This is a genomic window from Saccharothrix coeruleofusca, from assembly GCF_017876325.1.
Taxonomy (GTDB): Bacteria; Actinomycetota; Actinomycetes; order Mycobacteriales; family Pseudonocardiaceae; genus Actinosynnema; species Actinosynnema coeruleofuscum.
Map to the genome: position 1 here is coordinate 7,287,391 of NZ_JAGINV010000001.1, position 26,234 is coordinate 7,313,624.

26 protein-coding genes are annotated in these 26,234 nt (G+C 73.8%); 18 read left to right on the forward strand and 8 right to left on the reverse strand.

Features of this window, described 5'->3' with window-relative positions:
* The first annotated feature begins 1 nt into the window (after window position 1).
* From JOF41_RS33870 to JOF41_RS33880, 3 genes are all read left to right on the forward strand, one after another.
* Window positions 2-2,380 carry a helix-turn-helix transcriptional regulator gene (locus JOF41_RS33870; protein ID WP_189221034.1) on the forward strand — a complete coding sequence of 793 codons (2,379 nt, stop codon included), beginning with the start codon at window positions 2-4 and terminating at the stop codon, window positions 2,378-2,380.
* Window positions 2,381-2,507: 127 nt separating this feature from the next.
* On the forward strand, window positions 2,508-3,080 hold the full coding sequence (locus JOF41_RS33875; protein ID WP_244989761.1) for a TetR/AcrR family transcriptional regulator: 573 nt from the start codon (window positions 2,508-2,510) through the stop codon (window positions 3,078-3,080).
* On the forward strand, window positions 3,077-4,567 hold the full coding sequence (locus tag JOF41_RS33880) for a carboxylesterase/lipase family protein (protein WP_244989762.1): 1,491 nt from the start codon (window positions 3,077-3,079) through the stop codon (window positions 4,565-4,567). The genes JOF41_RS33875 and JOF41_RS33880 overlap by 4 nt, the downstream gene beginning before the upstream one ends.
* Window positions 4,568-4,685: 118 nt before the next feature.
* On the opposite strand, the gene JOF41_RS33885 is transcribed toward JOF41_RS33880, so the two are convergent.
* Window positions 4,686-5,219, reverse strand: a complete 534-nt coding sequence (locus tag JOF41_RS33885) for a DUF2165 domain-containing protein (protein WP_209623770.1) — start codon at window positions 5,217-5,219, stop codon at window positions 4,686-4,688.
* Between the two features lie 300 nt (window positions 5,220-5,519).
* On the opposite strand from JOF41_RS33885, the gene JOF41_RS33890 reads away from it, so the two are divergent.
* A complete protein-coding gene (locus JOF41_RS33890) occupies window positions 5,520-7,400 on the forward strand; it encodes a S53 family peptidase (protein WP_307867638.1) in 1,881 nt (626 codons plus the stop codon).
* Here the strand turns inward: JOF41_RS33890 and JOF41_RS33895 are convergent.
* On the reverse strand, window positions 7,379-11,428 hold the full coding sequence (locus tag JOF41_RS33895) for a WD40 repeat domain-containing protein (protein ID WP_209623772.1): 4,050 nt from the start codon (window positions 11,426-11,428) through the stop codon (window positions 7,379-7,381). The genes JOF41_RS33890 and JOF41_RS33895 overlap by 22 nt on opposite strands.
* A gap of 492 nt (window positions 11,429-11,920) precedes the next feature.
* Between JOF41_RS33895 and JOF41_RS33900 the strand changes: the two genes are divergently transcribed.
* Window positions 11,921-13,384, forward strand: coding sequence for a DNA-3-methyladenine glycosylase 2 (locus tag JOF41_RS33900; RefSeq protein ID WP_209623773.1), 1,464 nt, complete (start codon window positions 11,921-11,923; stop codon window positions 13,382-13,384).
* Window positions 13,385-13,402: 18 nt separating this feature from the next.
* A complete protein-coding gene (locus JOF41_RS33905) occupies window positions 13,403-13,882 on the forward strand; it encodes a methylated-DNA--[protein]-cysteine S-methyltransferase (RefSeq protein ID WP_189221701.1) in 480 nt (159 codons plus the stop codon).
* Here JOF41_RS33905 and JOF41_RS33910 read toward each other — a convergent pair.
* A complete protein-coding gene (locus JOF41_RS33910) occupies window positions 13,872-14,558 on the reverse strand; it encodes a DUF2306 domain-containing protein (protein ID WP_209623774.1) in 687 nt (228 codons plus the stop codon). The two genes, JOF41_RS33905 and JOF41_RS33910, sit on opposite strands and share 11 nt — an antisense overlap.
* 105 nt (window positions 14,559-14,663) lie before the next feature.
* Between JOF41_RS33910 and JOF41_RS33915 the strand changes: the two genes are divergently transcribed.
* The 4 genes from JOF41_RS33915 to JOF41_RS33930 all read left to right on the forward strand — a co-directional run bounded on the left by JOF41_RS33915 (window position 14,664) and on the right by JOF41_RS33930 (window position 17,003).
* Window positions 14,664-15,251 carry an ArsR/SmtB family transcription factor gene (locus JOF41_RS33915; RefSeq protein ID WP_189221027.1) on the forward strand — a complete coding sequence of 196 codons (588 nt, stop codon included), beginning with the start codon at window positions 14,664-14,666 and terminating at the stop codon, window positions 15,249-15,251.
* Between the two features lies 1 nt (window position 15,252).
* Window positions 15,253-15,972 (forward strand): SRPBCC family protein, encoded by a 720-nt coding sequence (locus tag JOF41_RS33920; RefSeq protein ID WP_189221026.1) that lies wholly within the window; start codon window positions 15,253-15,255, stop codon window positions 15,970-15,972.
* Entirely contained in the window at window positions 15,969-16,766 is a 798-nt protein-coding gene (locus JOF41_RS33925) for an alpha/beta fold hydrolase (protein WP_189221025.1), read from the forward strand. The genes JOF41_RS33920 and JOF41_RS33925 overlap by 4 nt, the downstream gene beginning before the upstream one ends.
* A 99-nt stretch (window positions 16,767-16,865) precedes the next feature.
* Complete coding sequence (locus JOF41_RS33930; RefSeq protein ID WP_189221024.1) at window positions 16,866-17,003, forward strand: hypothetical protein; 138 nt, start codon at window positions 16,866-16,868, stop codon at window positions 17,001-17,003.
* 10 nt (window positions 17,004-17,013) lie between these two features.
* Here JOF41_RS33930 and JOF41_RS33935 read toward each other — a convergent pair whose 3' ends face one another.
* Window positions 17,014-17,640 carry an NAD(P)-dependent oxidoreductase gene (locus JOF41_RS33935; RefSeq protein WP_189221023.1) on the reverse strand — a complete coding sequence of 209 codons (627 nt, stop codon included), beginning with the start codon at window positions 17,638-17,640 and terminating at the stop codon, window positions 17,014-17,016.
* A 70-nt stretch (window positions 17,641-17,710) separates the two neighbouring features.
* Between JOF41_RS33935 and JOF41_RS33940 the strand changes: the two genes are divergently transcribed.
* A complete protein-coding gene (locus JOF41_RS33940) occupies window positions 17,711-18,073 on the forward strand; it encodes a winged helix-turn-helix transcriptional regulator (RefSeq protein WP_189221700.1) in 363 nt (120 codons plus the stop codon).
* On the opposite strand, the gene JOF41_RS33945 is transcribed toward JOF41_RS33940, so the two are convergent.
* The gene (locus JOF41_RS33945) at window positions 18,037-18,870 is read right to left on the reverse strand and encodes an SAM-dependent methyltransferase (protein WP_189221022.1); all 834 of its coding nucleotides are present in this window, start codon (window positions 18,868-18,870) and stop codon (window positions 18,037-18,039) included. The genes JOF41_RS33940 and JOF41_RS33945 overlap by 37 nt on opposite strands.
* A 189-nt stretch (window positions 18,871-19,059) precedes the next feature.
* Here JOF41_RS33945 and JOF41_RS33950 point away from each other — a divergent pair, with 189 nt between their 5' ends.
* The 3 genes from JOF41_RS33950 (at window position 19,060) to JOF41_RS33960 (ending at window position 20,601) form a co-directional block, all read left to right on the forward strand.
* On the forward strand, window positions 19,060-19,941 hold the full coding sequence (locus JOF41_RS33950; protein ID WP_189221021.1) for a Sco1979 family transcriptional regulator: 882 nt from the start codon (window positions 19,060-19,062) through the stop codon (window positions 19,939-19,941).
* Window positions 19,942-20,075: 134 nt separating this feature from the next.
* The gene (locus JOF41_RS33955; RefSeq protein ID WP_189221020.1) at window positions 20,076-20,315 is read left to right on the forward strand and encodes a DUF397 domain-containing protein; all 240 of its coding nucleotides are present in this window, start codon (window positions 20,076-20,078) and stop codon (window positions 20,313-20,315) included.
* On the forward strand, window positions 20,299-20,601 hold the full coding sequence (locus JOF41_RS33960; protein ID WP_189221019.1) for a hypothetical protein: 303 nt from the start codon (window positions 20,299-20,301) through the stop codon (window positions 20,599-20,601). The genes JOF41_RS33955 and JOF41_RS33960 overlap by 17 nt, the downstream gene beginning before the upstream one ends.
* A gap of 692 nt (window positions 20,602-21,293) precedes the next feature.
* Here the strand turns inward: JOF41_RS33960 and JOF41_RS33965 are convergent.
* Complete coding sequence (locus tag JOF41_RS33965) at window positions 21,294-21,524, reverse strand: transcriptional regulator (RefSeq protein WP_189221018.1); 231 nt, start codon at window positions 21,522-21,524, stop codon at window positions 21,294-21,296.
* Between the two features lie 95 nt (window positions 21,525-21,619).
* Here JOF41_RS33965 and JOF41_RS33970 point away from each other — a divergent pair, with 95 nt between their 5' ends.
* The 3 genes from JOF41_RS33970 to JOF41_RS33980 all read left to right on the forward strand — a co-directional run bounded on the left by JOF41_RS33970 (window position 21,620) and on the right by JOF41_RS33980 (window position 23,754).
* Window positions 21,620-21,958 carry a helix-turn-helix domain-containing protein gene (locus JOF41_RS33970; protein ID WP_229794849.1) on the forward strand — a complete coding sequence of 113 codons (339 nt, stop codon included), beginning with the start codon at window positions 21,620-21,622 and terminating at the stop codon, window positions 21,956-21,958.
* A 136-nt stretch (window positions 21,959-22,094) separates the two neighbouring features.
* A complete protein-coding gene (locus JOF41_RS33975; protein WP_306344634.1) occupies window positions 22,095-22,499 on the forward strand; it encodes a MarR family winged helix-turn-helix transcriptional regulator in 405 nt (134 codons plus the stop codon).
* A gap of 82 nt (window positions 22,500-22,581) precedes the next feature.
* Window positions 22,582-23,754 carry an alpha/beta hydrolase family protein gene (locus JOF41_RS33980; RefSeq protein ID WP_209623775.1) on the forward strand — a complete coding sequence of 391 codons (1,173 nt, stop codon included), beginning with the start codon at window positions 22,582-22,584 and terminating at the stop codon, window positions 23,752-23,754.
* Window positions 23,755-23,830: 76 nt separating this feature from the next.
* On the opposite strand, the gene JOF41_RS33985 is transcribed toward JOF41_RS33980, so the two are convergent.
* Complete coding sequence (locus tag JOF41_RS33985; protein WP_209623776.1) at window positions 23,831-25,072, reverse strand: hypothetical protein; 1,242 nt, start codon at window positions 25,070-25,072, stop codon at window positions 23,831-23,833.
* On the reverse strand, window positions 25,065-25,697 hold the full coding sequence (locus JOF41_RS33990) for an RNA polymerase sigma factor (RefSeq protein ID WP_189221014.1): 633 nt from the start codon (window positions 25,695-25,697) through the stop codon (window positions 25,065-25,067). The genes JOF41_RS33985 and JOF41_RS33990 overlap by 8 nt, the downstream gene beginning before the upstream one ends.
* Before the next feature lie 45 nt (window positions 25,698-25,742).
* Between JOF41_RS33990 and JOF41_RS33995 the strand changes: the two genes are divergently transcribed.
* Complete coding sequence (locus JOF41_RS33995) at window positions 25,743-26,231, forward strand: helix-turn-helix transcriptional regulator (protein WP_209623777.1); 489 nt, start codon at window positions 25,743-25,745, stop codon at window positions 26,229-26,231.
* Window positions 26,232-26,234 lie beyond the last annotated feature (3 nt).

Consider the following 26,234-nt stretch of genomic DNA (forward strand, 5'->3'; position numbering starts at 1 on the left):
CATGACGATCCCCACCAGGCCCGTGCTCGACCAGGCGACCAGGCAGCTGCTGGACGCCATCGCCGCCGACCCGGCGGCGCCCATGAGGCTGGGCGTGCTGGCCCCCGGCGGCTACGGCAAGACAACGGTCCTGGGCGAGGTCGAACGCGCGTACGCGCAGGCGGGCGTGGACGTCACCATCGTCGACGACGCGCACCTGCTGCCCGAGGCCGACCTGCTGGCCCTGCGCTCGGCCGTCGAGCGCGGCGGAGGTCGCGTCGTGGTCGCCTACCGGCCGTGGCCGCGCTCCCGCGCGCTGGCCGCGCTGGCGGAGTCGCTGGGGCGGGCGCGGCCCGCGCTGACGCCCGCCCCGTTCAGCCGCGACCAGGTCCGCCAGGCGCTGCCCGCCTCGGCGGGCCGGGCGGTGGTGGACTTCGTGCACCAGCAGACCGGCGGCGTGCCCCGGTTCGTGGCGCGGCTGGCGGCGCTGACCGCGCCCGAGCTCACCGCCGAGGTGATCGGGCGGTTCCGGGCCGACCTGGACTGGCTGGACACCGACGTGCAGAAGTTCCTGCTGGCCGCCGAGGCGGGCGCGGCGCTGCGGCTGGACCTGCTGGCCGCGTTGCTGGACAAGGACTTCGACGCGGTCGGCGAGGTGATCGAGGCCGGTCGGGCGACCGGGCTGCTGGCCCAGGACGGCACGCTGCTGCCGGTGGCCCGCGCGGCCGTGGCGGCGCTGAGCCGCACCGACCGGCGCATCGCCGTGCGGCAGCGGCTGGCCGAGATCCAGCTGCGCTCCGGCGGCCCGGTGCTGGAGCTGGTGCGCCCGCTGCTCGGCTCCGGCGCGGGCGGCCCCTCGGTGGCCGCCGCCTTCCAGGCCGCCGCGCGGGAAGCGCTTCCCACCGACCCCGCGCTGGCCGCCCGGCTGCTCGGCGCGGCGGGCTCGCCGTCGCCGGAGGCGGCGGTCCACCGGGCCACCGCGTCGGCCATGGCCGGTGACCTGGACGCCGCGCTGCGGCTGGCCGACCAGGTGATCTCCTCGGGCGACCGGCAGCACCGCGGCCCGGCCGCCGAGGTCGCCGCGATCGCGCTGGCGCACCGGGGCCAGCTGGCCCGCAGCACCGAGCTGCACCGCTGGTCGCCCAGCGCGACCTCGACCGCGTTCGCCGTGGTCGGCCAGATCGGCACCGGCAGGCTGCCCGCCGCCGCACTGCCGGTGGCGCCGCCGACGATGCTCGAGGGCGGCGCTTTCCTGATGGCGCAAGGAGTTCTGGAGTCCGTCACCGAGGAGCCGACCACCGCTCTGTCCACTTTGGTCCGCGCTGCCGGGCTGCTGGAACCGGCAGGCGGCGCGGTGCTGCTGCCGGACACCCCCGCCGCGCTGGCCGCGCTGGTCGCGCTGCACAGCGGGGAGCTGGGCGTCGCGGAATCGGTGCTGGACCGCGCGATCGCCACCTCGCTGGGCGGCGGGCTGATGTCGGTGCGGCACCGGCTGCTGCGCGCGTGGGCGGCGATGCTGCGCGGGGACCTGGTGCGGGCCAGGGAGGTGCTGGTCGCCCTGCGCAAGGTCGGTCGGCCGCTGGAGCCGAGGGACTGGGTGTTCGCGGTGGCGCTGGAGGTGGGCATCGCGCGCCGCAACAGCGACTTGGCGGCGTTGAAGCGCACCTGGGAGCAGGCGTGCGAGGCGGTGCTGCGGCACCCGGTGGACCTGTTCACCTTCCTGCCGCTGGGCGAGTTCGCCGCCGCGGCGGCCCGGCTGCGCGACCAGCACCGGCTGGCCCCGCACCTGGCGCGGGCGCGGGAGCTGCTGCGGCAGCTGGGCGACCCGCCGCTGTGGTCGGTGCCGCTGCACTGGAGCGGCCTGCACGCGGCGATCATCGCCGAGGAGGCGGGCGCGGCCGAGGAGCACGCCGCCGAGCTGGCCGCCAACCGCGACCGCGGCCGGTACTGCGCGATCGTCTCGGCCGCCGCGGAGAGCTGGCTGGACGTGCTGGCGGGCAAGGTCGACCCGGACCGGGTGGAGCGGGCCGCGCGCGGGCTGCACGTGGCGGGGCAGTGGTGGGACGCGGCCCGGCTGGCAGGGCAGGCCGCGATCCGCACCTCCGACCGGCAGGCCATGGTGCGGCTGCTGGACTGCGCCCGGCTGCTGCAGGGGCGGCCGGTCGGCGCGAAGCGGGCCGCCGAGGCGGGCGCGGAGGGCCCGGCGGAGGTGGGCAAGCTCAGCGACCGCGAGCGCGAGGTGGCCGAGCTGGTGCTCAGCGGGCTGACCTACAAGCAGGTGGGCGACCGGCTGTTCATCTCGGCGAAGACCGTCGAGCACCACATGGCCCGCATCCGCCAGCGGCTGGGCTGCTCCAGCCGGGCCGAGCTGCTCGACCAGCTCCGCCAGCTGCTGGGGTAGACCACTCGATCGTGATCTTGCCGGGTGTCGAACACCTGTTCGACACTGGACGGCATGATCACTCCTGCCCTGCTGCTGTACCCGCTGGTCCTGGCCTTGTCTTGCTCGGTCGTGCTAAATTTTGCTCATGCGAGCAAAATCGGTGACGGAACAGGCCCGGCGGGCGCAGATCATCGCCGCGGCCATCGAAGTCGTCGCCGAACTGGGGTACCAGGCCACCTCGTTCAAGCGGATCGCCCAGCGGGCGGGGCTGAGCAGCACCGGCCTGATCTCCTACCACTTCAAGGGCAAGCAGGAGCTGGTGGACGAGGTCTTCGCGGAGGTGCTGCGGCGGTTCACCACCTTCGTGCTGGAACGGCTCGACCGGGCCGACACCGCCGCGGGCGAGCTGCGGGCGTTCCTGTCGGCCAACTTGCGGTTCATGGCCGCCCACCGGGCGGAGGCGGTCGCCTTCCTGCGGCTGCGCCCGCACGTGTCGGAGCGCGAGGTGGCGGAGGGGGACCACCGCAAGATGGCCGACCTGCTGCGCGCGGGTCAGGCGGCGGGCGAGTTCCGCGACTTCGACCCGGACATCATGTCGATCTTCCTGCTGGCCCTGCGCACCGGTGTGCTGACCAGGGCGGCCGACGACGCGGCGGTCGACATCGAGCTGTGCGAGCGCGAACTGCTGATCGCGGTCGAGCTCGCCACCAGAAGATGACGCGCCACCTCGCGCTCGCACTGGCACTGGTGCTGCTGCTGGGCGCGACGAGCGGAGGGCAAGCGATGGACGACCACACGACCAAAACAGACACCGGCGTGGTCCGCGGCCTGCGGAAAGCCGACCACCTGCTGTTCCAGGGCATCCCGTACGCGGCCAAGCCCGGCCGCTGGGAGGCGCCCCACCGGGCGCGGCCGTGGCCGGGGGTGCTGGACGCCACCGCGCCCGGCAGCCCGTGCCCACAGGTGGGCTCGCCCTACTCGGAGCTGCGCTCCACCGAGGAGGAGTGCCTGTTCCTCAACGTCACCACGCCCTCCACCCGAGGCCGCAGGCCGGTGCTGGTGTGGCTGCACGGCGACGGCGCGATCGGCGCGGGCCACTTCTTCGACGCCGCGCGGCTGGCGGTGCTCGGCGACGCGGTCGTGGTGACCGTCAACTACCGGCTGGGCGTCTTCGGCGGGTTCGGGATGCCCGGCCTGGCGGGCTCGGGCGAGTTCGGGCTCATGGACCAGCGGGCCGCGCTGGCCTGGGTGCGGCGCAACGCGGGCGCGTTCGGCGGCGACGCGGACAACGTGACGCTGTTCGGGGTCTCCTACGGGGCCACCGCCGTCGCCGCGCACCTGATGTCACCGCACTCGCGCGGCCTGTTCGACAAGGCTGCCCTGCACAGCTCGTTCACCCTGGTCGACCTGCCCGCCGGGGCGTGGTTCCCGAACCTGCCCGCGCTGCCCTGGCTGGCGTGGCGGCCGCCGGCGGAGATCGAGGCGCTGGGCGCGGCGGTCGCCGCCGAGCTGAACTGCGCGGACGTGGCGTGCCTGCGCGCCCAGCCGGTGGAGCGGGTGCTCGACCACCCCGACGTGATGAACATCTTCCAGGCCATGCCCTTCCAGGGCGGCCCGCCGGACGAGGTGCTGGGCCGGGGGGAGTTCGCCGAGGTGCCCGTGCTGGCCGGGAACACCAAGGACGAGCACCGCTCCCTGGTCCGCGTGTTCCGCGGCGAGGTCGCCCGCGAGGAGTACCCGCACCTACTCGAAGCCGCGTTCGGCGCGCACGCGCCCGACGTGCTGGCCGAGTACCCGCTGTCGGACTACCCCGACGCCACTCGGGCCTGGGCGCAGGTCCTCACCGACCGCGTGTGGGCGCGGCCGACGTGGCAGCAGCACCGGTTCCTGTCCGCCCACAACCCGGTGTACGCCTTCGAGTTCGCCGACCCGCGCGCCTCCGCCGACGGCGCCGGGCACAACTCCGACATCGGCTACCTGTTCGTCGAACCGGGCAACAAGTTCACCCCCGAGCAGTGCGAGCTGTCCGACCAGATGATCCGGTACTGGACCAACTTCGCCCGCAGCGGCGATCCCAACGGCGACGGACTGCCCGCATGGCCGCGCTTCGACCACGGCGGGCACGTCCAGTCATTGGCGCCCAACGCCATCGAGGGGGTGGACTACCGGACCACGCACCGGCTCGGGTTCTGGGAGGGACGCTGAGGCCAGTTCCGCTCAAGGTTTCTCCCAAGTCGGGCCGCCACCCTGAGCGGGCGCGTTGGGTGACTGGGGGTGTCGAGGTCGGGGCGGTGACCGCTCACCGTCCCGACCTCGACCGTGCTCAGCCCGCCAGGTCCTCCCGCGCCAGGCCCTCCCGCGTCGCGGCGCGGTTGCCGGTCGCGTGGACCAGGATCAGGCCGACCGAGGCGATCAGGAAGTTCTGCAGAGCCGCGTTCAGCCCGTTCCAGTCCGACGACTGCCACATGAGGAACCACTCGCCGCCGATGGCGATGAACCCGCCCCCGAACAGCAGCACCTGCATCACCCAGCCCGCCGAGGACAGCCGCCGCGCGGTCGTCACCCGGCCCCTCAGCCACGCCACCAGCGCCGCCAGCAGCACCAGCGCGGTCAACGCCTCCCAGGCGATGATCAGCAGGTAGGCCGCGGTGACCAGACCCTGCGCGGTGATCGCGCGCCACATCGTGTTCGACGACTTGAACGTGGTGTCCATCGCGAACACGTGCTCGACGAACGCGCGGTTGGTCTCGTAGTCGGTGACGTTGCCCAGCACCACGAGGCTCATGTACAGCGCGGTGATCGCGGTGACCACCGCGATCGCCGTCTCCGGGCTCCCCACCCGTGCCAAAAAACGCATGGTCGGAACTTAGTCACTCCGGTCGGGAAATCCATGAGGACCAGTGCCAGGACCCGGTCCGGCGCTGCGGGTTGACGCAGGCCCCGCCCGCGAACCGAGCGTTCGGGCACCGCGAACCGAGCGTTCGGGCACCGTGGCGGACGCTGCCCCCCAGCCAAGTCGCCCGGAGCAACCTCCGTGCGACCCCTCGCGTGTACCAGGCGTCGCAGTGTTGTCACGCAGAGGAGAGAAATGCGGAGAAAACGTCGCCTCTACGCGGTGCTGGGGTGTCTCACCGCCGCGCTCGTCAGCCTTCCGGGGGTGAGCGCCGCGCGAGCGGACCAGCCGGATCGGGTGCCCGTGGAACGCCTGACCGACACCAGGTCGGACCGGGTGCTCCGCGAGGGCACCCACACCGGGCCGACCGATCCGGCCACGCGACTCACCGCCCAGGTGTTCTTCAGGGGCGATGCCAACGGCCTGGCCGACTACGCGCGCGCGGTGTCCGACCCGGCCGACCCCCGCTACGGCCGGTTCCTGACACCCGAGCGGACACGTGCCCGCTTCGGTCCCGCGCGGCAGCGGATCGACGCGGTCACCGCCTGGCTGCGCGACACCGGTCTGGCCGTCGACGCGGTCAGCTCCCTGGGCGTCGTCGTGAGCGGAACCGTCGCCCAGGCGACCGCCGCCTTCGGCACGCGGTTCGCGAACTACACCCTCGGCGGGACGCCGTACCGCGCGGCGGTGGACCCGATCACCGTGCCCGCCGACGTGGCGGCCGACGTCCTCGCCGTCACCGGGCTCACCGCGGGCAAGCCCGGCAAGCCCGACATCCCCGTGTCCAGCGGTGCCCTCCCGGCGAACCGGACGCGCACGCCGGACGAAGCCGCGCGCCGAACCGCCGCGCCGACCAACCCCTGCCCCGCCCACTTCGGCGACACCCCGGCCACCGACCTCCCGCCCGCCTACGGGCGTCCCGCCCAGTGGGCTCCGTGCGGCTACACGCCGAAGCAGGTGCGCGACGCCTACGGGATCACCGGCACCGGGCTGACCGGCAGAGGCGCGACCATCGGCATCATCGGCTCCAGCTACGAGGTCAACGCGCTGGCCGACGCGAACCGCTTCGCCGCCGAGCACGGTGAGCCCACCCTCGCGCCGGGGCAGTTCACCGCGCACGTCGCGCCTGGCGCGAGCACGGCCGATGTCAGCGGCGAGTTCGCCATGGACATCCAGGCCGCGCACGCGATGGCGCCGGAGGCGAACATCGCCTACGTGGTCGGTTCGAGGACTCAGTGGGGAGATCCGGTGCTGGACGCGATCGCCACCATCGTGGACCGGCGGCTGGCGGATGTCGTGTCGGGCTCGGTCCTCAGCGGCTTCACCCCCGGCTGGGCGCCCGACGCGATCGCCGCGTACGAGCGCCTGTTCCAGGAGGCGGCCGTCGAGGGCATCACGTTCGCTTTCGCCAGCGGCGACTCGGGCGGTGGCCTCGTCGACGGTGTGCGGACCGTCGAGTACCCGTCGTCCAGCCCCTGGGTCACCGCGGTGGGCGGCACCACCCTGGCCATCGGCCCGCGGAACAGCCACCTGTGGGAAGTCGTCTGGGCGACCGAGTACACCGACCTGTCCGCGGACGGCACGCGCTGGGACCCCGAACCACCCGGCCACCAGGAGAAGGCGACCGGCGGCGGCGTCAGCACCGTGTTCGGCCAACCCTTCTACCAGCGCGGTGTCGTGCCCGCGACCTTCGCGGGCAGCCCGCGGGGGCGCGCCATTCCCGACGTCTCCGCCCTCGCCGACCCGGACCTCGGTCTGCTCATCGGGCTGACCCAGTACCACCTCGACGGCAGCCTGGGCTACGTCGAGGAGAACGGTGGCGGCACCAGCCTGGCGTCTCCGCTGTTCGCGGGCGTCGCGGCCCTCATCGTGCAGGCCAGGGGTCCGCTCGGCTTCGCGAACCCGGCGCTCTACGCGCGCGGGCACCAGTTCCGCCGCGTCCACGACAACCCGGCGGGAACACCGGACACGATCGCGTTCGCCGTCAACCGCCACGGCTCCGTCAGGCTGGTCACCCCCGGCCAGTACGAGAACGCCAACCTCGACTTCGCCCCCGGCTACAACACGGCGACCGGCCTCGGCTCACCGACCCGAGAGCTGATCGACTCGTTCCGGGGCACGCCTCAGCCGCAGGGCGGTTCGTAGTCCAGTTGCGGCAGGTGCTTGCGCCAGACCTCCTCGGTCATCACGCCCTTGGTCTTGGCGCAGATCCGGTCGATGGTGCGCTGCTGGTCCAGGTCCCACAGCCGGACGGTGCTGTCGGTGCTGGTGGACATCAGCAGTTTGCCGTCGGGGCTGTAGTCCAGGTCCCGCAGCGCACCCTCGTGCCCCTCCAGCACCTGGTCCAGCGACTCGGCGCGGGAGGGCGTGGCCAGGTTCCACAGCCGCAGCGTCCGGTCGGCGCTGCCGCTGGCCAGGGTGTGCCCGCCGGGGTGGAACGCGAGCGCGACCACCGCCTCGGAGTGCCCGGTCAGCGCGTCGCCCAGCGGCCGGGGGTGGGCCGGGTCGCCGATGTCCCACAGCCGGATCGTCTTGTCGTCGCTGCCGGTGGCCAGCACGCGGCCGTCGGGGCGGATGTCGCCGGAGCGCACCGGACTGGTGTGCCCCTCCAGCGGGTCGCCCAGCGGCTTGGCGGCGGCCGGGTCGGTGACGTCCCACAGCCGGATGGTCTGGTCGGCGCTGCCGGTGATCAGGGTCCGGCCGTCCGGGGTGAACTGCGCGAAGTGCACGTAGCCCTGGTGGCCCAGCAGCGGCGGTCCGAGTTCGCGCGGGTGGGCGCGGTCGCTGATGTCCCACAGCCGCACCGAGGTGTCGTCGTCGCCGGTGGCCAGCACGCGGCCGTCGGGGCGGAACGCGATCGGCGAGCTGTAGCGGGTCCGCAGCCGCAGCGGGTCGCCCAGCGGTGTCGGCGACCTGGGGTCGGTCAGGTCCCACAGCCGCACGCTGGTGTCGCTGGCGCTGGCCATGGTGCGGCCGTCGTCGCTGATCGCCAGCGCCCACACCACGTCGTCCTGCTCCGGCGCGCCGGGCTCGACGCCGCGAGGGGAGGTCGGGTCGGACACGTCCCAGATCCGCAGCGTGCGGTCCTCGCTGCCGGAGATCAGGGTCTTGCCGTCGGGGGTGATGCGCGGTCCGATGGTGCGCGCGGAGTGGCCGACCAGCACTGTCTTGGGCAGCGACCACAGCCGCACCACGTGGTCCTGGCTGCCGGTGGCCAGGGTGTGGCCGTCCGGGCTGAACCCCACCGCGTAGACGATGCCGTTGCGGCCCGCCATGGGTGTGCCCAGGGACAGCACCTGCGCCGGGTCGGTCACGTTCCACAGCCGCGTGGTGCCGTCCTCGCTGCCGGAGGCCAGCAGGTTGCCGTCGGGGCTGAACGCCACCGACCACACCCCGCCCTTGTGCTCGGTCAGCGGTTTGCCCACCGGCCGGGGGGAGGCCGGGTCCGAGACGTCGAACAGCCGCACCGTGCGGTCCTCGCTGCCCGCGGCCAGGGTGCGGCTGTCGGGGCTGAACGCCACCGAGTGCACGGTCCCGTCGAACCCGGTCAGCGGGGTGCCGGTGGGCCGGGGCCGGTCGCGGTCCAGCACGTTCCACAGCACCACGGTGGTGTCGTCGCCGCCGACCGCGAGCAGCGCGCCGTCGGGGCTGAACGCGATCGAGCGGACCGGTGCCGAGTGCAGGCCCAGCGGTTGGCCGAGCTGCCGGGGCGCGGCCGGGTCGGTGACGTCCCACAGCCGGGCGTTGTGGTCCTCCTGGGCGGTGGCCAGGGTGCGGCCGTCGGGGGAGAACGCCAGCAGGTAGATGGTGCCGCCGCGGCCCTCCAGCGGCGGGCCCAGCGCGCGGGGCGCGGCGGGGTCGGTGACGTCCCACAGCCGCACCGTGCCGTCGTTGCCCGCGGTGGCCAGGGTCCTGCTGTCGGGGCTGAACACCGCGGAGCTGACCCACTCGCGGTGCCCGACCAGCGGTTGGCCCAGCGGTTTGGGGTCGTCCCGGTCGCGCACGTCCCACAGCCGCACGGTGTTGTCGTAACTGGCGGTGGCCAGCGTCCTGCCGTCCGGGCTGAACGTGGTCAGGTACACCGCGCCCTGGTGCCCCGCCAGCGGGGTGGCCAGCGCGGTGACCTGGGTGGACAGCAGCCGCTTGACCACCGACTGGTCCTGCGGCCGCATCCGGTGCGCGGCCAGCGCCAGCTGCGCCGACAGCGACGGGTCGGTCTCCTGCAGCCGGTCGGCCTCGGCCACGACCTGGCGGAACACCGCGTCGTCGCGCTGCCGCACGGCCACCACGGCGGCGGTGGCCGCGATCAGCGCCAGCACCACCACCGCGGCCACCGCGCTGCGCCTGCCCCAGGTGGCCCGCTTGCGGTGCTGGGTGGACACGGCCAGGAAGTCCTGCGCGGTGCCGGTCAGCCCGCCGGGGCCGACCGCGTCGGCCCAGTGCCGCGCGGTCTCCAGCCGGGCGCCCCGGTACAGCAGCGAGGAGTCCCGGTCGTGCGCGGCCCAGCTCGCCGCGTCCTCCTCCAGGCGCTGGCGCAGCAGCTGCCCCTCGCGGTCCTGGTCGATCCAGCCGCGCAGCCGGGGCCACGCCTGCAGCAGCGCCTCGTGGGTGATCTCCACCGAGCCCGCGTCCAGGGTCACCAGCCGGGCCCTGGCCAGCACCTCCAGCGCCTCCTCGCCCGCGGCGCGGTTGGCGGCCTGCTCGACCAGCTCGTTGCGGGTGGACCGGCGCCGGGTGTCCTGGGTGTCCTCGCCGACGCGCACCAGCCGCAGCAGCAGCGGGCGGGCGGCCTGCTGGGCGGACGGGTCCAGGTCGGCCCAGGCGCGTTCGGCGGTGGCCGCCACCGCGCCCTGGATGCCGCCCGCCGCGCGGTAGCCCGCGATGGTCAGCTTGCCCGCCTGCCTGCGCTGCCAGGTGGCCAGCAGCGCGTGCGACAGCAGCGGCAGCGCGCCCGCGTCGTAGGCGCCCTGGCCGCGGGTGGGGGCGCGTCCGCTGCGCACGCCCAGGTCGCGCAGCATCAGCTCGACCAGCCCCGGCTCCAGGTGCAGGCCCGCGGCCTTGGCCGGGCGCGACACCGCCTCGCGCAGTTCGGCCGAGGTCATCGGGCCGAGCACCATCTGCCGGTCCTGCAGCGCGTCGGCCAGTTCCGGGTAGGCCAGGCAGCGGCCGTAGAAGTCGGCCCGCACGCCGAGCACGACCAGCGCGGGCGGGGCGCCGCCGGGCACCGCCGGGGTGCTGGCGGCGCTGAGGGCGTGCACGAAGACCTGCACCAGGCTCTCGTCGCCGCACAGCGTGAACGCCTCTTCGAACTGGTCGACCACGAGCACGACCCGCTCGGCGCCGTGCCGCGCGGCGTAGGCGGCGAACGCGGCGCGGATGCGCCCGGCGTAGCGCAGCACCCCCAGCAGCGCTTGGCCGGGGAACGACTCCGCCCCGGCGGGTTCCTGGTCCGCGCCCTCGGCGCGCAGCGCCACCCGCAGGACGTCGGCCAGTTCGGGAATGTGCCTGGACAATTCCGCGAGGGGATCGGCCCTGGGCGTCATGACCACCGCGGGCCATTTCTCCGAACCGGTCACGGGAAGGGCGCCCTCACGAATCGCGGGAATCACCCCGGCGCGCACCAGTGATGATTTCCCGGCGCCCGAGGCGCCGACCAGCATCACGATTCCGCCGGTTTCCGCGGCGCTGCCCAGGCGGGACACCAGGGCGGCCGTGCTGCGTTGTCTGCCGAAGAACCAGTTGGCGTCCTCGGATTGGAAGGCGGCCAATCCGCGGTAGGGGCAGACGCCGATTTCCCCGGTGCTGGGAGGCTCTTCCTCCTCGGCCGCGGCGACCGGGCTGGACAGCGCTTGCTCCCACAGCGAGTGCCACGCTTCGAGGTCGTACAGGCCGGGCGCGGCGGGCTGCGGGTGGGTCTTGCGGGCCTCGCCGATGAGGACTTCGAGGACTACCGAGAGTGCTGAGAACCGGGCCGGGACGTTGCGCCCGCGCCGCCAGTCGCTGACCCGCTGGGCGCTCGCCCTGACCGGTCGGCCGCGCTCGTCGGCGCGCCGGGCGCGGGCCACCGACTCGGTCACCCGCTTCAGGGGAGGATCGCCCGCCTCGGCGTAGAGCAGCGCGAACCGCTCCGCGAAAACCGCCCGCGACCCCGACCCCCGACCGGAACTCGCCATCCGCAGCTGGCCTCCTCGCGTCCGGCCTTCCGGACCGGAAAACCGGGTGTGAGCGCATGAACTGGTCGTTTGCCGACCGGCGGTACCCCCTTGGGACCACCCTAACGACTCGCGCTGCCAAGGTGGTCCTGACGGCGTGCTGACGTCGTCGGGTTGTGCGAAGGGACCGGACAAAGTGGTTTCGCAGGCAACTATCACGGCGAGGGGTTCATCGTTCGCCGAGGAGTCCTGGGGGTCTTCTCGGCGGTGCGCACCGGACCGGCCCGCGCGCTGGAACGGTGCGGCGACCTTCCTCGCCCACCGGGGGTAAGGGGGATCGACCGGCTTCCCGCCGGTGACGATCCGTGACAGCCGGGAGTGGCCCGGCGCGGCGGGGTCCGCGGCCCCGCGAGACCGGGTGATCACCGCACGGCGCGGTGCGGTGATCACCTCGTTCCCCTCCCTGTCGCATTTCCGCCGGCCACCGGCGTCCGCCTGCCCGATGCTGGTGCCGTGCACGAAGACGCGGAACGCTGCGCCAGGGCGGTCAAGGCGAGGGACGCCCGATTCGACGGGTGGTTCTTCACCGCCGTCGTGACCACCCGGATCTACTGCCGCCCGAGTTGTCCGGTGGCGCCGCCCAAAGTCGAGAACATGCGTTTCTATCCGAGTGCGGCGGCGGCCCAGCAGGCCGGATTCCGCGCCTGCAAGAGATGCCGCCCGGACGCCAGCCCCGGTTCTCCGCTGTGGCACCACCGCGCCGATTCGGTGGCCAAGGCGATGCGGTTGATCGCCGATGGCGTGGTCGACCGGGAAGGGGTGCCGGGTCTGGCCGCGCGGCTGGGTTACAGCGTTCGACAGGTCGAGCGGCAATTGGTGGCCGAGCTGGGCGCGGGGCCGCTGGCGCTGGCGCGGGCGCAGCGCGCGCAGACCGCCCGGTTGCTGATCGAGACCACCGCGCTGCCGATGGCCGAGGTCGCGCTCGCGGCCGGGTTCGCCAGCGTCCGGGCGTTCAACGAGACGGTGCGCGAGGTCTTCGGCCTGTCCCCGACCGAGCTGCGCGCGCGGCGGCGGGGTCCGGCGGGCGGCGTGCCGGGGGTGCTGCCGCTGCGGTTGCCCTTCCGCGCGCCGCTGCACCCGGACAACCTGTTCGGCCACCTGGCCGCGACCGCGGTGCCAGGCGTGGAGGAGTGGCGGGACGGCGCGTACCGCCGCACGCTGCGGCTGCCGCACGGGCACGGCGTGGTGTCGCTGCGCCCTGGGGGCGACCACGTGGCCTGCCTGCTGGCGCTGGCCGACCTGCGCGACCTGTCCATCGCGATCGCCCGGTGCAGGCGGATGCTGGACCTGGACGCCGACCCGGTGGCGGTGGACGAGCAGTTGGCGGCGGACCCGCTGCTGCGGCCGCTGGTGCGCCGCGCGCCGGGCAGGCGCGTGCCGGGCACGGCGGACGCCGAGGAGTTCGCCGTGCGCGCGGTGCTCGGGCAGCAGGTGTCCACCGCGGCGGCGCGCACGCACGCGGGCAGGCTGGTGCTCGCCGCTGGTGAGCCGGTGCCCGACGACGGCGGGCTGACCCACCTGTTCCCCACGCCCGCCGCGCTGCTGGAGCTGGACCCGTCGGCGCTGGCGGTGCCAGGGGCGCGGCGGGACGCGTTCACCGGGCTGGTGCGGGCGCTGGCCGAGGGGCGGATCGACCTGGGGGCGGGCGCGGACTGGGCCGAGGCGCGGGCCGGGCTGGCCGCGCTGCCCGGCCTGGGCCCGTGGACGGTCGAGGTGATCGCCATGCGGGCGCTGGGCGACCCGGACGCCTTCATCCCGTCGGACCTGGGCGTCCGCGCCGCCGCGCGCGCCCTCGGCCTGCCCGCCACGCCCGCGGCGCTGACCGGGCGCGCCAGGGCGTGGCGCCCGTGGCGGGCCTACGCCGTCCAACACCTCTGGGCCACCGGTGACCACGCGGTCAACCGGCTGCCCGCCTGAAGGACCTCCAGGGAGCCACTGATGACGCACACCACGGTCGACAGCCCGGTCGGCCCGCTGACGCTGGTCGCGACGGACGGCGCGCTGTCCGGCCTCTACATGACCGACCAGCGCTACCGGCCGGACGACGCGACGTTCGGCGAGCCGGACGCCGAGCCGTTCGGCGAAGCGGTCGCCCAGCTGGCGGAGTACTTCGCGGGCGAGCGCACGTCGTTCGACCTGCCGCTGTCCTTGCGCGGCACGCCGTTCCAGCGGACCGTGTGGTCCGCGCTGCGCGAGATCCCCTACGGGGAGACGGTGTCCTACGGCGAGCTGGCGCGGAGCATGGGCAGGCCGACCGCCGCGCGGGCGGTCGGCCTGGCCAACGGGCGCAACCCGATCGGCATCATCGTGCCGTGCCACCGGGTGATCGGCTCGACCGGCGGCCTGACCGGCTACGGCGGCGGGCTGGACCGCAAGCGGCACCTGCTGGACTTCGAGCGCTCCCTCAGGCGCTGACCGGCTGCGCGGCGGGCCGGGGGCCGCGCTTGCCCGGCCGCTGCAGCCACCACTCGGCCACCAGCAGCGGGATCACCCAGCCCGCCCACGCGGACAGGCCCGCGATCGCCTGCGTGAGCGCGACCTCGCTGCCGCCGAAGGTGGTCTCCAGCCCTGGCGAGAGCACGATGACCCCCACGGCGGTCCACAGCCGGTTGCTGATGATCGACGCGGTGAGCGCGAAGCTGCGGATCATCCACCGCCGGTGGTCGGCGAACCGCCGTCGCCGGGCGGCCCGGTAGCCCGCGACCGTGAAGGCCAGCCACAGCAGGCCCATCAGCACGTTGCTGACCTGGGTGTTGGGTCCGAAGGGGCTGACCGAGCCGACCGCCACCGCCAGCACCCCGGCGGGCAGCACGCCCGCGAGGACGTAGGCGCGGCCGATCCGCCGGTGCGCCACCGGGAAGCGCTGCCGGAACCACGGCCACACCTGGACCACGCACGTGGTCAGCGCGATGGCGCCGAAGACGACGTGGCCGACCAGGGCGGGGTAGTGCCACGTGTGGTCGCCCGGCTGCGGGACGCGCGACTGGGCCCGGTCCAGCGACAGGTAAGGGGGTAGCGAGAACGCCACGAAGGCCACCACGACGAACGCGAACGGCGCGACCCACGGGCGCCGGTACCACTTGGTCCTCATGCCGCCACGGTCGTCGGCGGCGCTGACCGCGCGCGCACCGAGCGCTGACCACCGACAACAAGCGCTGTCTTGACAAATAAAATTGTCGGTAGCAGGCTGTGTCGCGTGATGGACGTTGCGGTGATCGAGGACCCGGCCGCGGCCGAGGTCTCCCTGGACCCGGTGCGCGCCCGGCTGCTGGCCGAGCTGGCCGAACCGGCGTCGGCGACGGCGCTGGCGGCCAAGGTGGGGCTGCCCAGGCAGAAGGTGAACTACCACCTGCGCGCCCTGGAGCGGCACGGCCTGGTCGAGCTGGCCGAGGAGCGGCGGCGGGGCAACGTGACCGAGCGCGTCATGCGCGCCACGGCGGCCTCCTACGTGATCTCCCCGGTCGCGCTGGCCGCCGTCCAGCCCGACCCGGCCCGCTCGCCGGACCGGCTGTCCGCGCGCTGGCTGCTGGCCGTGGCCGCGCGGCTGGTGCGCGACGTCGGCGACCTGGTCACCGGGGCAGCCAGGGCGGGCAAGCGGGTGGCCACGTTCGCGCTCGACGGCGAGGTCCGCTTCGCCTCCGCGGCCGACCGGGCGGCGTTCGCCGAGGAGCTGGCCGCGTCGGTCACCGCCCTGGTGGCCAAGTACCACGACGAATCCGCCGCGGGGGGACGCGCGCACCGCGTCGTCGTCGCGGTGCACCCGAGCACCGGCAAGGAGCGCTGACATGGGGCGGGAGTTCGAGGCCGTCAACGAGGTCGAGCTGGACGGCGTGACACCGGAGCAGGTGTGGCAGGCCATCGCCACCGGGCCGGGCATCGACTCGTGGTTCATGGGGCGCAACGAGGTCGAGCCGGGCGTGGCGGTGCGCTCGGCGTTCGGCGGCTACCAGCCGACCCACCCGATCACCGCCTGGGAACCGGGGGAGCACCTGGCCTACGGCGGCGAGAAGGCCCCGGACGGGCGGTTCGTCGCCTACGAGTTCCTCGTCGAGGGCCGCGACCGCGGCAGCACCGTGCTCCGCATGGTCACCAGCGGCTTCCTCCCCGGCGACGACTGGGAGGACGAGTACGAGGCGATGCTGGCGGGCGGCGAGATGTTCTGGGCCACCCTGGTGCAGTACCTGCGGCACTTCGCGGGCCGCGCCGCCACGCCCGTCACCGCGTTCGGCCCGCCGGTGGCCGACTGGGCGGCCACCTGGACCGCGCTGGGCCGCGCGCTGGGCCTGGACCGGCCCGCCGAGACCGGCGACCGCGTCCGGCTCGACGGCGCGGACGGGGTCGTCTACTTCGCCAACGCGCAGACCGTCGGCGTGCGCGCCGAGGACGCCCTCTACCGGTTCTTCCGCGGCGCGCAAGGCGGCCTGACCGCCATGCACCACTTCTTCACCCCCGTCGACGCCGACACCGAGCGGGTGTGGGCTTCCTGGATCGGAGACCTGTCGTGACCACCTTCGCCACGTCCGCGGACGGCACCCGGATCGCTTGCGGTGCAACGGGTTCCGGCCCGGCTGTGATCATCGTGGACGGTGCCCTGTGCTCGCGCGGGTTCGGCCCGAGCGCCAAGCTCGCCGAAGCGCTCGCGCCGCACTTCACCGTCCACACCTACGACCGGCGCGGTCGCGGCGAGAGCGGCGACACCCGGCCCTACGCCGTCGAGCGCGAGGTCGAGGACCTCGCCGCCCTGGTGGAACTGGCGGGTGGCCGGGCGCACCTGGTCGGCGTGTCCTCCGGCGCGGTGCTGGCGCTGGAGGCCGCGCACCGCGGCGTGCCGGTGGACAAGCTGGCCCTCTACGAGGCGCCGCTCGTCGTGGACGGCACGCACGAGCCGATGGACCCGGAACTGCCCGCGCGGATGGCGGCCCTCATCGCGGCCGACCGCCGAGGTGAGGCGGTGAAGACCTTCATGCGCTGGGTCGGCACGCCCGCCCTGGTCACCGCCGTGCTGCCGATCATGCCGCCGTGGAAGAAGCTCACCGCCGCCGCGCCCACCCTGTCGCACGACATCGCGCTGGTGTCGGAGTTCCAGCACGGCGAGCCGATCCCGGCGGGCCGGTGGGACGGGGTGAAGGCGCCCGTGCTGGTGCTGGCGGGCGGCAAGAGCCCGGAGTACATGCGCAACTCCCAGGCCCAGCTGGCCGAAGTGCTGCCGGACGCGGAACTGCGCGTGCTGCCCGGCCAGACGCACATGGTGAAGGCGAACGTCCTGGGGCCGGTCCTGGTCGACTTCCTCGCCCGCTGAAAACCCCCTACCGGGTGCGGAATCGGCGGTTTCGGCGGTGCGCGAGGAGCCGATCCTGTCTCCGTCCTGCCATCCCCAGCACGAGAACGGAGCGGGTCGTTGACGACCGAGGAGCTGTTCAGCCACCTGGAGACCCCCGAGCCGCAGGCGCCGATCGCCCAGGTCGAGCAGCCGCGCTCCTACGAGGGCCTGTTCCGCGAGCCCGGCGCGCCCGCGGGCGGCGGCGCCCACCGGTGACCGCCCCCGCTCACCGCGCCCCGCGCGCGGCGACGCGCTCGCGGTGGTGGCGGGGCCGGACCGCCTCGTCCACCACCGCCACCGCCAAGTCCGAATAGGACAGTGCCGCGCCGCCTGCTTCCTCGCCGCCGAGGCGGTAGCGCCCGGTCCGCTCGCCGGTGAACAGCTCGGCGGGCGGGGTGAGCACCACCCAGTCCACCCCGGTGGCCGAGGCGCGCAACCGCGCCAACCCGTCGGCGTGCGCTTGCGCGAACGCCCTGAGCTCCGGCGGGAACAGCGCCGGGTCGTCCATCACCAGGCCGCCACCGGGCGCGCGCAGGTCGGCGAAGAGCCCGACCGCCACCAGCCTGGGCACCCCCGAGGCCAGCAGCGCGTCGGCCGCCTTGGTGAAGAAGGCCCGGTCCCAGTCGCCCGCCACCTGGTGCGGACCGGTGACGGGGGTCGCGGCCTGCACCGCCGCGTCGTGCCCGGCCACCAGCTCCGCGACCGAGCGCGGGTCCGTGACGTCCCCGCGCACGCCGGGGTGCCGCCGCGGGTCGCGCACCACGGCCGTCACCTCGTGCCCCCTCGCCCTCGCCTCGTCCACCACCGCGCGACCGGCTCGCCCGCCCGCGCCGAAGACCACGATCCGTCCCATGGGACGGACGCTAGGGCCACCCCCGCCGGTCACTTCAAGGAAACTGGGCCGGGTGAGCCTCGACCCCGACATGTTCCCCTCGTACTGCCCGTCGTCGGTGCCGGTCCGGATCGGCGACAAGTGGACCGGCATGGTGATCCGCTGCCTGGAGGGCGGACCGCGCCGCTTCGGCGAGCTGCGCGTGCCGCTGCGCCGCGTCACGCCGAAGGTGCTCACCGAGACGCTGCGGGCGATGGAGCGCGACGGCCTGGTCACGCGCACCGCCCACGACGAGAACCCGCCGAGGGTGGTGTACGAGCTGACCGGGCTGGGGCGCGGCCTGCTGCCGCTGATCGACGCCGTGGGGACGTGGTGCGAGAACAACCTCGACGCGCTGCTGCGCGCCCGCGAGCGGCATCAGGGCTTGCGGCCCACCGCGCCCGCGATGCAGTAGGACACCGCGTCCAGCGGAGTCAGGTTCGGGCCGTCCGGCCACCAGTCGGCGCAGATCACCAGGCCGGGCGGCACCAGTTCCAGGCCCTCGAACAGCTCCTCCAGCTCCCGGCGGGTGCGGAACCGGCCGCTGCCCATCGGGCTGTGCAGGAAGGTCTCCTCCATGCGCCGCGCGATGGCGCTGTGCTCCTCGGTCTCCGGGTCGAAGAAGTGGCTGATGCCGACGTAGGAACCGGAGGGCAGGGCCTCGATGTACTCGGCCATGATCTCCCGCACGGTGGGCGACTCGCCGTTGTAGTGGTGCAGCGTGCCCATCTGCAGCAGCGCCACCGGCTCGCTGAAGTCGATGTGCTCGCGCACCACCGGGTCCTCCAGGGTCTCGCGCGGGTTGAAGATGTCCGCCGCGGAGAAGTGCGTCCGGTCGTTCTCCTCCAGCAGCGCGCGGCCGTGCGCGAGCACCACGGGGTCGTTGTCCACGTAGACCACCCGCGCTTCCGGGTTGATCCGCTGCGCCACCTGGTGGGTGTTCTCCGCGGTCGGCAGGCCCGAGCCGCAGTCGAGGAACTGGGTGATGCCGGTGCGGGCGGCCAGGAACCTGGTGGCGCGGATGAGGAACTGCCGGTTGTCCACGGCCAGGGTGGACGCCTCGGGCGCCACCCGCCGCACCCGGCGCAGCACTTCCCGGTCGATCTCGTAGTTGTCCTTGCCATCGAGGAAGGCGTCGTAGACCCTGGCGATGCTGGCTTTCGAGGTGTCGATGTAGGCGGGAGCGGGAGCGTCCGACGACGGACCGCGCATGAGGTGACCTCTCAGAGCGTTCGGGGCGGCAGCTGTGCACCACGGGACGACCGCGGAGTCCATCGGGCAGGAACCTGTCGAGCGGCGCTGGACGAGCGGTCGTGGGTGTACGTTCGGCGACGATGCGATTTCACCCTTCACCACCGCAACCGCTGTTCGGGTGGGAGTAGTCCAGAGGGAGGATCTGCCATGACCACGGATGACCCCTCCCGCTCGGGTGATCGGGACACCGGCCCGACCGCGCTGCGCATCGTGCTCGGCGCCCAGCTGCGCAGGCTCCGGGAGGCCGCGGGCCTGTCCCGCGCCGAGGCGGGCTACCAGATCCGCGGCTCCGACTCCAAGATCAGCAGGTTGGAGCTGGGCCGGGTCGGTCTGAAGGTCCGCGACGTGACGGACCTGCTGACCATGTACGGGATGACCGACGAGGACGCGCGGGAGAAGTTCCTGGCGATGGTCCGCCGGTCCAACGAGCCCGGCTGGTGGCACCGCTACAGCGACCTGATGCCGGACTGGTTCCAGGACTACGTCGGGTTGGAGGAGGCGGCCGCCCGCATCCTGACCTACGAGACGCAGTTCGTGCCCGGCCTGCTGCAGACCGAGGACTACGCCAGGGCCATCGCCAGCCACGGCCGGGCGGAGCTGGCCACGGCGGAGGTCGAGCGGCGCGTCAAGCTGCGGATGGACCGGCAGAAGATCCTGTGGCGGCCGACCGCGCCGCGGTTGTGGGCGGTGATCGACGAGTCGGTGCTGCACCGGCCGATCGGCGGCAGGCGGGTGCTGCGCGAGCAGCTGGACCACCTGCTGGAGGTCACCGAGCAGCCGCAGGTCACCCTGCAGGTGGTGCCGTACGAGTTGAGCGGGTACGCCGCGGAGGGGCCGTTCTCCGTGCTCCGGTTCGGCGAGCCGGACCTGCCCGACATCGTCTACGTCGAGCACCTGGCGGGCGCGCTCTACCTGGACAAGCGCGAGGAGCTGGAGATGTACGGCCGGGTGTTCGATCGGCTGACCGTGGACGCCGAGACGCCCGATCGGAGCAGGCAGCTGCTCGCGAAGCGACGCGCTGAGCTTTAGCGTTTTCCTCCTTGAGGGGGAGATTCCGCCGCTGCGGTTGCACGTGCGTTTACCCGTGCACCCACCGGTGCTAGCGTCCGTGCACGCTCAAATGCACGTGCAGATGCAACCTCGACCGAGGTAGGTGGGTGTTGATGATCACCAAGGCCCGCAACGGTGTGTCCGCTACCGAGCTGCGCGGAGTCGACTGGCGCAAGAGCACCCACAGCGGCGCCGTGGGCAACTGCGTGGAGCTCGCCGAAGTCGATCACGACGCCATCGCCCTGCGCAACTCCCGCTTCCCGGAGGGGCCCGCGCTGGTCTACACCCGCGCCGAGATCGCCGCCTTCGTCGCGGGCGCCAAGGACGGTGAGTTCGATGACCTCATCGGCTGATGCCTCCCGCACGACCTGGCAGCTGCGCCAGCTGATCAACCGGGGCTTCCAGTTCCTGCACCCGCGCAACGCGCGCGGCGAGCTGACCGCCGTGGTCGGCGTGCGAGCCCACGGCACCGTCATCGACGTGGTGCGACTGCACACCGAGGACGACGCGCTGGCCATGCGGGTGCCCGAGGACGAGGCGAACCTGTTCTCGCCCACGCGGTTCGCCTGGCGCAGGCGCGGCCCGGCCGCCGCGGTGCTGGAGGAGCTGCTGGAGCTCCCGGACGACCGCACCCCCTGATCTCCGACGAACCGACCTGGGGAGAGGCGTCAGGGGACGGGCCCACCGCGCTCCGGCCCGTCCCGTGCTCCCCGTTCGTCGCGGCCGCGGCGGTGGTCGTCGCCGGTCCTGCTCCGCCCAGGGCCCCGCTCGCGGTGACGACCACCGCTGCGGCGGAAGTCGAGTTGTCCACAGCCCTGTCCACAGCTGTGGAAGGATCGAACAGGCGTTCGACCGGAGCGTGTCGCCCCGTTCGGGTGAACCTGATCGTCCGTTCGCGCACCGTCCGTGAGAAGTCGCCGCAGTGGGAATCTCATCGGGTTGGTATTTTGGAATTAATCCACCGGTAATCACGATGGCCATTTGATCGGCAGCCGGAACGGATTGCCAAGCGCTTTCGCCTGGTGGATGCTGCCGCCATGGACCGCCCTTTCCCGTCGCGCCGCCGCGCGCCGGGCCGCCGCCGCGGGGTCGCCGATCCGCTGGCCGCGCGGGGCTCCGCGCCGCTGGGCCGCCCGGTGTCCGCACCCCGCGTCGAGGATCGTCGACGCGGCGTCGAGCGCCCCGGACCGCCGGGGGAGGCCCTCGCAGGCGGTCCGGTGAATGCGTCGCCGTCCACGGGCGGGCACGTCACCCGCGCGTCGCGCGCGTGGGCGGTGGCGAGCCGAGCCGCGCCGGGGGAGCGCCCGTCCGCCGAGCGCCCGCGCCCGCGATCACTCCCCCGAAGGGATGACTTCGAACAGGTCCTCGAAGCGCAGGGGTGCCAGCGCCACCAGTGCGCCGCCGATGAACGCCGGGCCGGGTTTGAGGTAGCCGTCGACCACTCTCGTCACCGTGGACCGGTTGACGTCCATCGCCTTGGCCAGGGCGTAATCGGAGCGGAAACCCGCCCGTCGCGCGGCCTCGGTGAACGCCTCGGCGCGCAGCTTGATGGTGTTCGGCATTGCCGTCCCGTGCTGTGTGGACACCCAACGTCCGGTGTGTGCGCGGACAGTAGCGCATGGTGGACGTTGCGTGCGCGCACGTAACATGTCGGCCCGTGGCCGCAGAGGAGAGCACCCCGTCGTCCTGGTGGCAGTACGTCCAGGCCAACTTGGACAACCAGGGCTGGACCACCGGCGACCTCGCGCGGCACACCGGCATCGACCGCAGCCGCTTCACCGACTGGCGGCGGGGCCGCAGCGTCTCCATCGAGAACGCGCGCACGATCGCCCGCGTCTTCGGCGCCAGCCCGCTGGAGGTGATGGTGGCGGCGGGCCTGCTCACCGAGCAGGAGGCCCAGCTGCGCCGCACCCGGCCCGACCCGGCGGCGCTCACCGACGAGGAGCTGCTGGCCGAGCTGGGCCGCCGCCTCCGGCGCGCGGACGGCAAAGTCTGAGCGGGTAATTGGAAAATTCACTTCTCCAGGCGAATTTCCCGCGCGCTTGCGTCGGTTGTCGTACCCTGACCGCGTGCGAAAAGGCGCGGGAGATCAACTGGGACTCGCTGCCGCCCTGGTGCGCTCCGCATTTTTAGTGAATTCCGCGTACGCCGACGTGGGCCGCAGGCTCGGGCTGACCGCGCAGCAGGGGCAACTGCTGTGCGTCCTGATGCTCCAGCCCTACGGGATGGGCGAGCTGGGCGAGGTGCTCGGACTGGCGAAGTCCAGCCTCACCGGGCTGGTCGACCGCAGCGAGCAGCGCGGGCTGGTGCGCCGCGAGCAGGACCCGCTGGACGGCCGCGCGGTGCGGGTGGCGCTGACCGCGAAGGGCGCGGGGGTGGCGGGCAACTTCCACGCCGAGGCGCGCAGGCGGATCGAGGCGCTGCCCGCCTGCCTGGACGAGGACGACCGGCGCAGGCTGGCGGAGCTGCTGAGCCGGGTGGTGGCGGACAACCGGGTGCCCGCGGTCTTCGCGACCTCCGACGAGAGCGGCCCCTGACCGGGACTGGACGGCGGGTTCAGGGCTGCGCTGGGTGATCGTCCCGATGCGATGGCGCCCACCCGCTGCTTGGCTTCGGGGCATGAACTCCCTGGGCGCTCTCGCTCTGGCGGCGCTGGTGGCCGCACCGGCCCCCGCCGCGCCGACCGCCACCCTGCCGGAGCCGACCGGTCCGCACCCGGTCGGGATCACCGAACTGCACCTGGTCGACCACACCCGCCAGGACCCGTGGGTGCCCGGCGCGGTGCGGGAGCTGGTGGTCGACATCCGCTACCCGTCCTCGCGCACCGGCGAACCGGCCCGGTTCACGCCGCCGCCCGTCGCCGAGGTCGTGGCCGCCGAGGACGCCGCGGTGGTGGGCGTCGACCCCGGCGAGCTGGACTACACCTTCCCCACGCACTCCTCCGCCGGCACGCCCGCGATCGGCCGCCACCCCGTCGTGCTCTACTCACCCGGTCGCGGCGTGTCCCGCGCGTTCGGCACCGCGCTGGCCGAGCAGCTGGCGAGCCGGGGCTACGTGGTGGTCTCCCTCGACCACACCCACGAAGCGCCCGCCGTGGCGTTCCCCGACGGCAGGGTGGCCCGGCGCGCCCTGCCGCCGTCGAGCGTCGAGGTGTCCAAGCGGATCATGGCGACCCGCGTCCAGGACACCCGGTTCGTCCTCGACCAGCTCGAGGTCCTGGCCGGGGGAGGCAACCCCGACGCCGCGCGGCGCGCGCTGCCGCGCGGGCTGGGGCTGGCGCTGGATTTGTCCGAGGTGGGCATGTTCGGCCACTCCGGCGGCGGGTTCACCGCCGGGGAGACCATGGTGTCCGACCGCCGGATCGACGCCGGGGCCGACCTCGACGGCAGCATGGGCTACTCCCAGTCCGACCGCGACTTCGGCCGAGTCGCCGACGAGGGGCTCGACCGGCCGTTCCTGTTCATGAGCGCGGGTGACCACAGCGCCGCCTCCGACGCCTCCTGGCAGGAGTTCCTGCGCAACCATCGGGGGTGGAGCCGCCAGCTGCACATTCCGGCGGGGGAGCACTTCACCTACACCGACCACCAGGCGCTGCTGCCCGGCCTGGTCGCGCGCCTCGGACTGGACCCGGCCGTGGTCCACCCCATCATCGGGACCGTGGACCCGGTGCGCGCTCTTGCGGCCCAGCGGGCCTACCTGACCGCGTTCTTCGACCAGCACCTGCGGCACAAGCCGCAGCGGCTGCTGGACGGCCCGTCCGCCGCTCACCCGGACGTGCGATTCCTCGGGTGAGCGGCGGTTTCCAGAACCGGTTTCACAGAACCGGTTTCACAGAACCGGTTTCACAGAACCGGTTTCACAGCGGGTTTCACAGCTCCTGCCGAACTTCCTCCAGCACCGCGCCGGAGGCGTCCCGGACGACGAGCCGCACCACCGTCGAGCCCGCCTCGTTCAGCGTGATCCCCGGCAGGACCACCGAACCCGCCACCGGAGCGGCCGTCACATCGGCGTCGTCCGGGCCCTCGACGGTCACCGACGCGACGCGCGGGTCGGTGGGCACGGCGATCACGGCCACGGTGTTCGAGCTGGTGTAGGCGGTTCCGCTCTCGTCGCGGGAGTCGACGAAGCCGTGGAAGACCCGCACGCCGCGCAGGGTCGCGCCGGACACCTGAGGCTTCCTCCCCAGGTCGTGCACCTGGACGGTCCGGTCCTGGTGGCACAGCAGCAGGAGGTCGCCGTAGTGGCCCAGCTGCGCGGACTCGGCCGCGCCCAGCGCGACCGCCTGCCCGGCCCGCCAGGCGGCGGGGTCCGGCACCGGCCTGCCGTCCAGGCACTCGCCCAACCGGCGTCCCTCGGCGCTGTCGCGCTCCTCGGGGGCGCGAGGCCGGTCCACGACCGCCGGGGACGGCGGCGGCGTGGCCAGCTCGAACCGCTGGACCAAGTCGGCCGCGCCGGTCACCTCGGGCTGCGCGACCACCGGCCCCGTCGGGAGGAAACCGTTGGGCACCAAGAAGATCCGGCCGGACCGCGCCGCGACGGCCCGCCGGTCCGCCGCCCGGTCCCCGGCGAGGGTGAAGGGGCGCGGGTCGTCCCCGGTGAACCCGGCCAGCGAGCCGGTGGACGTGGTGAACGCCAGGGTGAGCGCGCCCGGATCGGCCACCGGCGGCGACACGGTGACCGAGGCCGGGGTGGTCTCGCAGAACACGGTCCCCGCCCCGGTGCCGAACGCCATCACGTCCACGCCGTGGCGGGAGGCCGTGGCGACCGGGGTCCACCCCTCGACCGGCGGCAGCCCGGTGCCCCCGGCGTGGCAGCGCCACGCCGCGCCCTCCGGAACCGACCCGGTGCGCAGGTCGTAGTCGGAGCCGGCGTCGGACAGCGCCAGTTCCGGGATGTCGGCGCGGCTCGCGGCGGTCGACGCCGTCCCGTCGCGGTCGACGAGCTGCACCGCCAGCGCGGTCGTGGCGGCCACGGCCACCGCGACGGCGGCGACCTTGAGCGGCAGCCGACGCGGGGGCGGCGCGTCGAAACCGGCGCGCAGGCGGGTGAGCGCGGCGTCGCGCACGCCGTCGGGCAGCGGACTGCCGGGCGGCAGGTCCAGGTCAGTCATCGGGGTCCTCCTCGATCATGGCGCGCAGCCGGGCGCGGGCGCGCGAGGTCCGGGAGCGGACGCTGGCCTCGGCGATGCCGAGCAGCCGCGCCGCGTCGGCCGTGGAGACCTCGCCGAGCAGGCACAGCCGGACGACTTCCCGCTCGGCGCGCGGCAGGCGGTCCACGGCGGCCAGCACGCGCCGCAGGCGGCGCTCGGCGAGGTCGCCCTCGGCGACCGCGTCGGCGTGGTCGCGCTCGGCGGGGGTGCGGGACAGCAGTTGGCGCAGCGCTGCTCGCCGCGCGACGGCCCGCCGCTCGTCGCGGGCCAGCCTGGCGGTGACGGTGAACAGCCACGGGCGGGCCGAGTCCCTGGTCAGCACCGCCCTTCCCCTGGTGCGCCAGGCGTTGAGGAACGCGGTGGAGAGCAGGTCGTCGGCCTGCGACCAGGACGCGGTGAGCCGGTAGGCGTAGTTCCACACGGCCTCGGCGTGCCGCTGGAACAGCTCGGTGAACGCGGCGTGCGCCTCCGGCCCGCTCGCCGCGACGCGGTTCCACAGGTCGGCGTCGGACTCGGGAGGGGGGCCTGTGCCGGGGGCGCTGTCCAATGCCGACACCCCGCTCGACTCCGTCGAAGCTTGCGTCATGCACTGTATGAGGGCGCGCGGCGGGCAGTGCTGCGGCGCGGCCGTATGCCTTGGGTCACACCTTTGACGTGGCAGGATGCGCTGGTGACCAGCAGACCTACCGCCGAGCAGCGCCTGGGCGACCTGGCGCTGCTGCGTCGCGTCCGCGACCGGATCGACCGCGAGTACGCGCAGCCGCTGGACGTCGAGGCGCTCGCCCGCGGCGTGAACATCTCCGCCGGGCACCTGAGCCGCCAGTTCCGGCTGGCCTACGGGGAGTCGCCGTACTCCTACCTGATGACGCGGCGCATCGAGCGCGCGATGGCGCTGCTGCGCCGCGGCGACCTCAGCGTCACCGAGGTCTGCTTCGCGGTCGGCTGCTCGTCGCTGGGCACCTTCAGCACCCGCTTCTCCGAGCTGGTCGGCATGTCGCCCAGCGCCTACCGGCGCGAGGCCGCGCGCGCGACCGAGGGGCTGCCGTCGTGCGTGGCCAAGCAGGTGACCAGACCGGTCAGGAATCGAGAAGCGCGGGCCGCCTGGCCGCGCCTAGCGTGACCG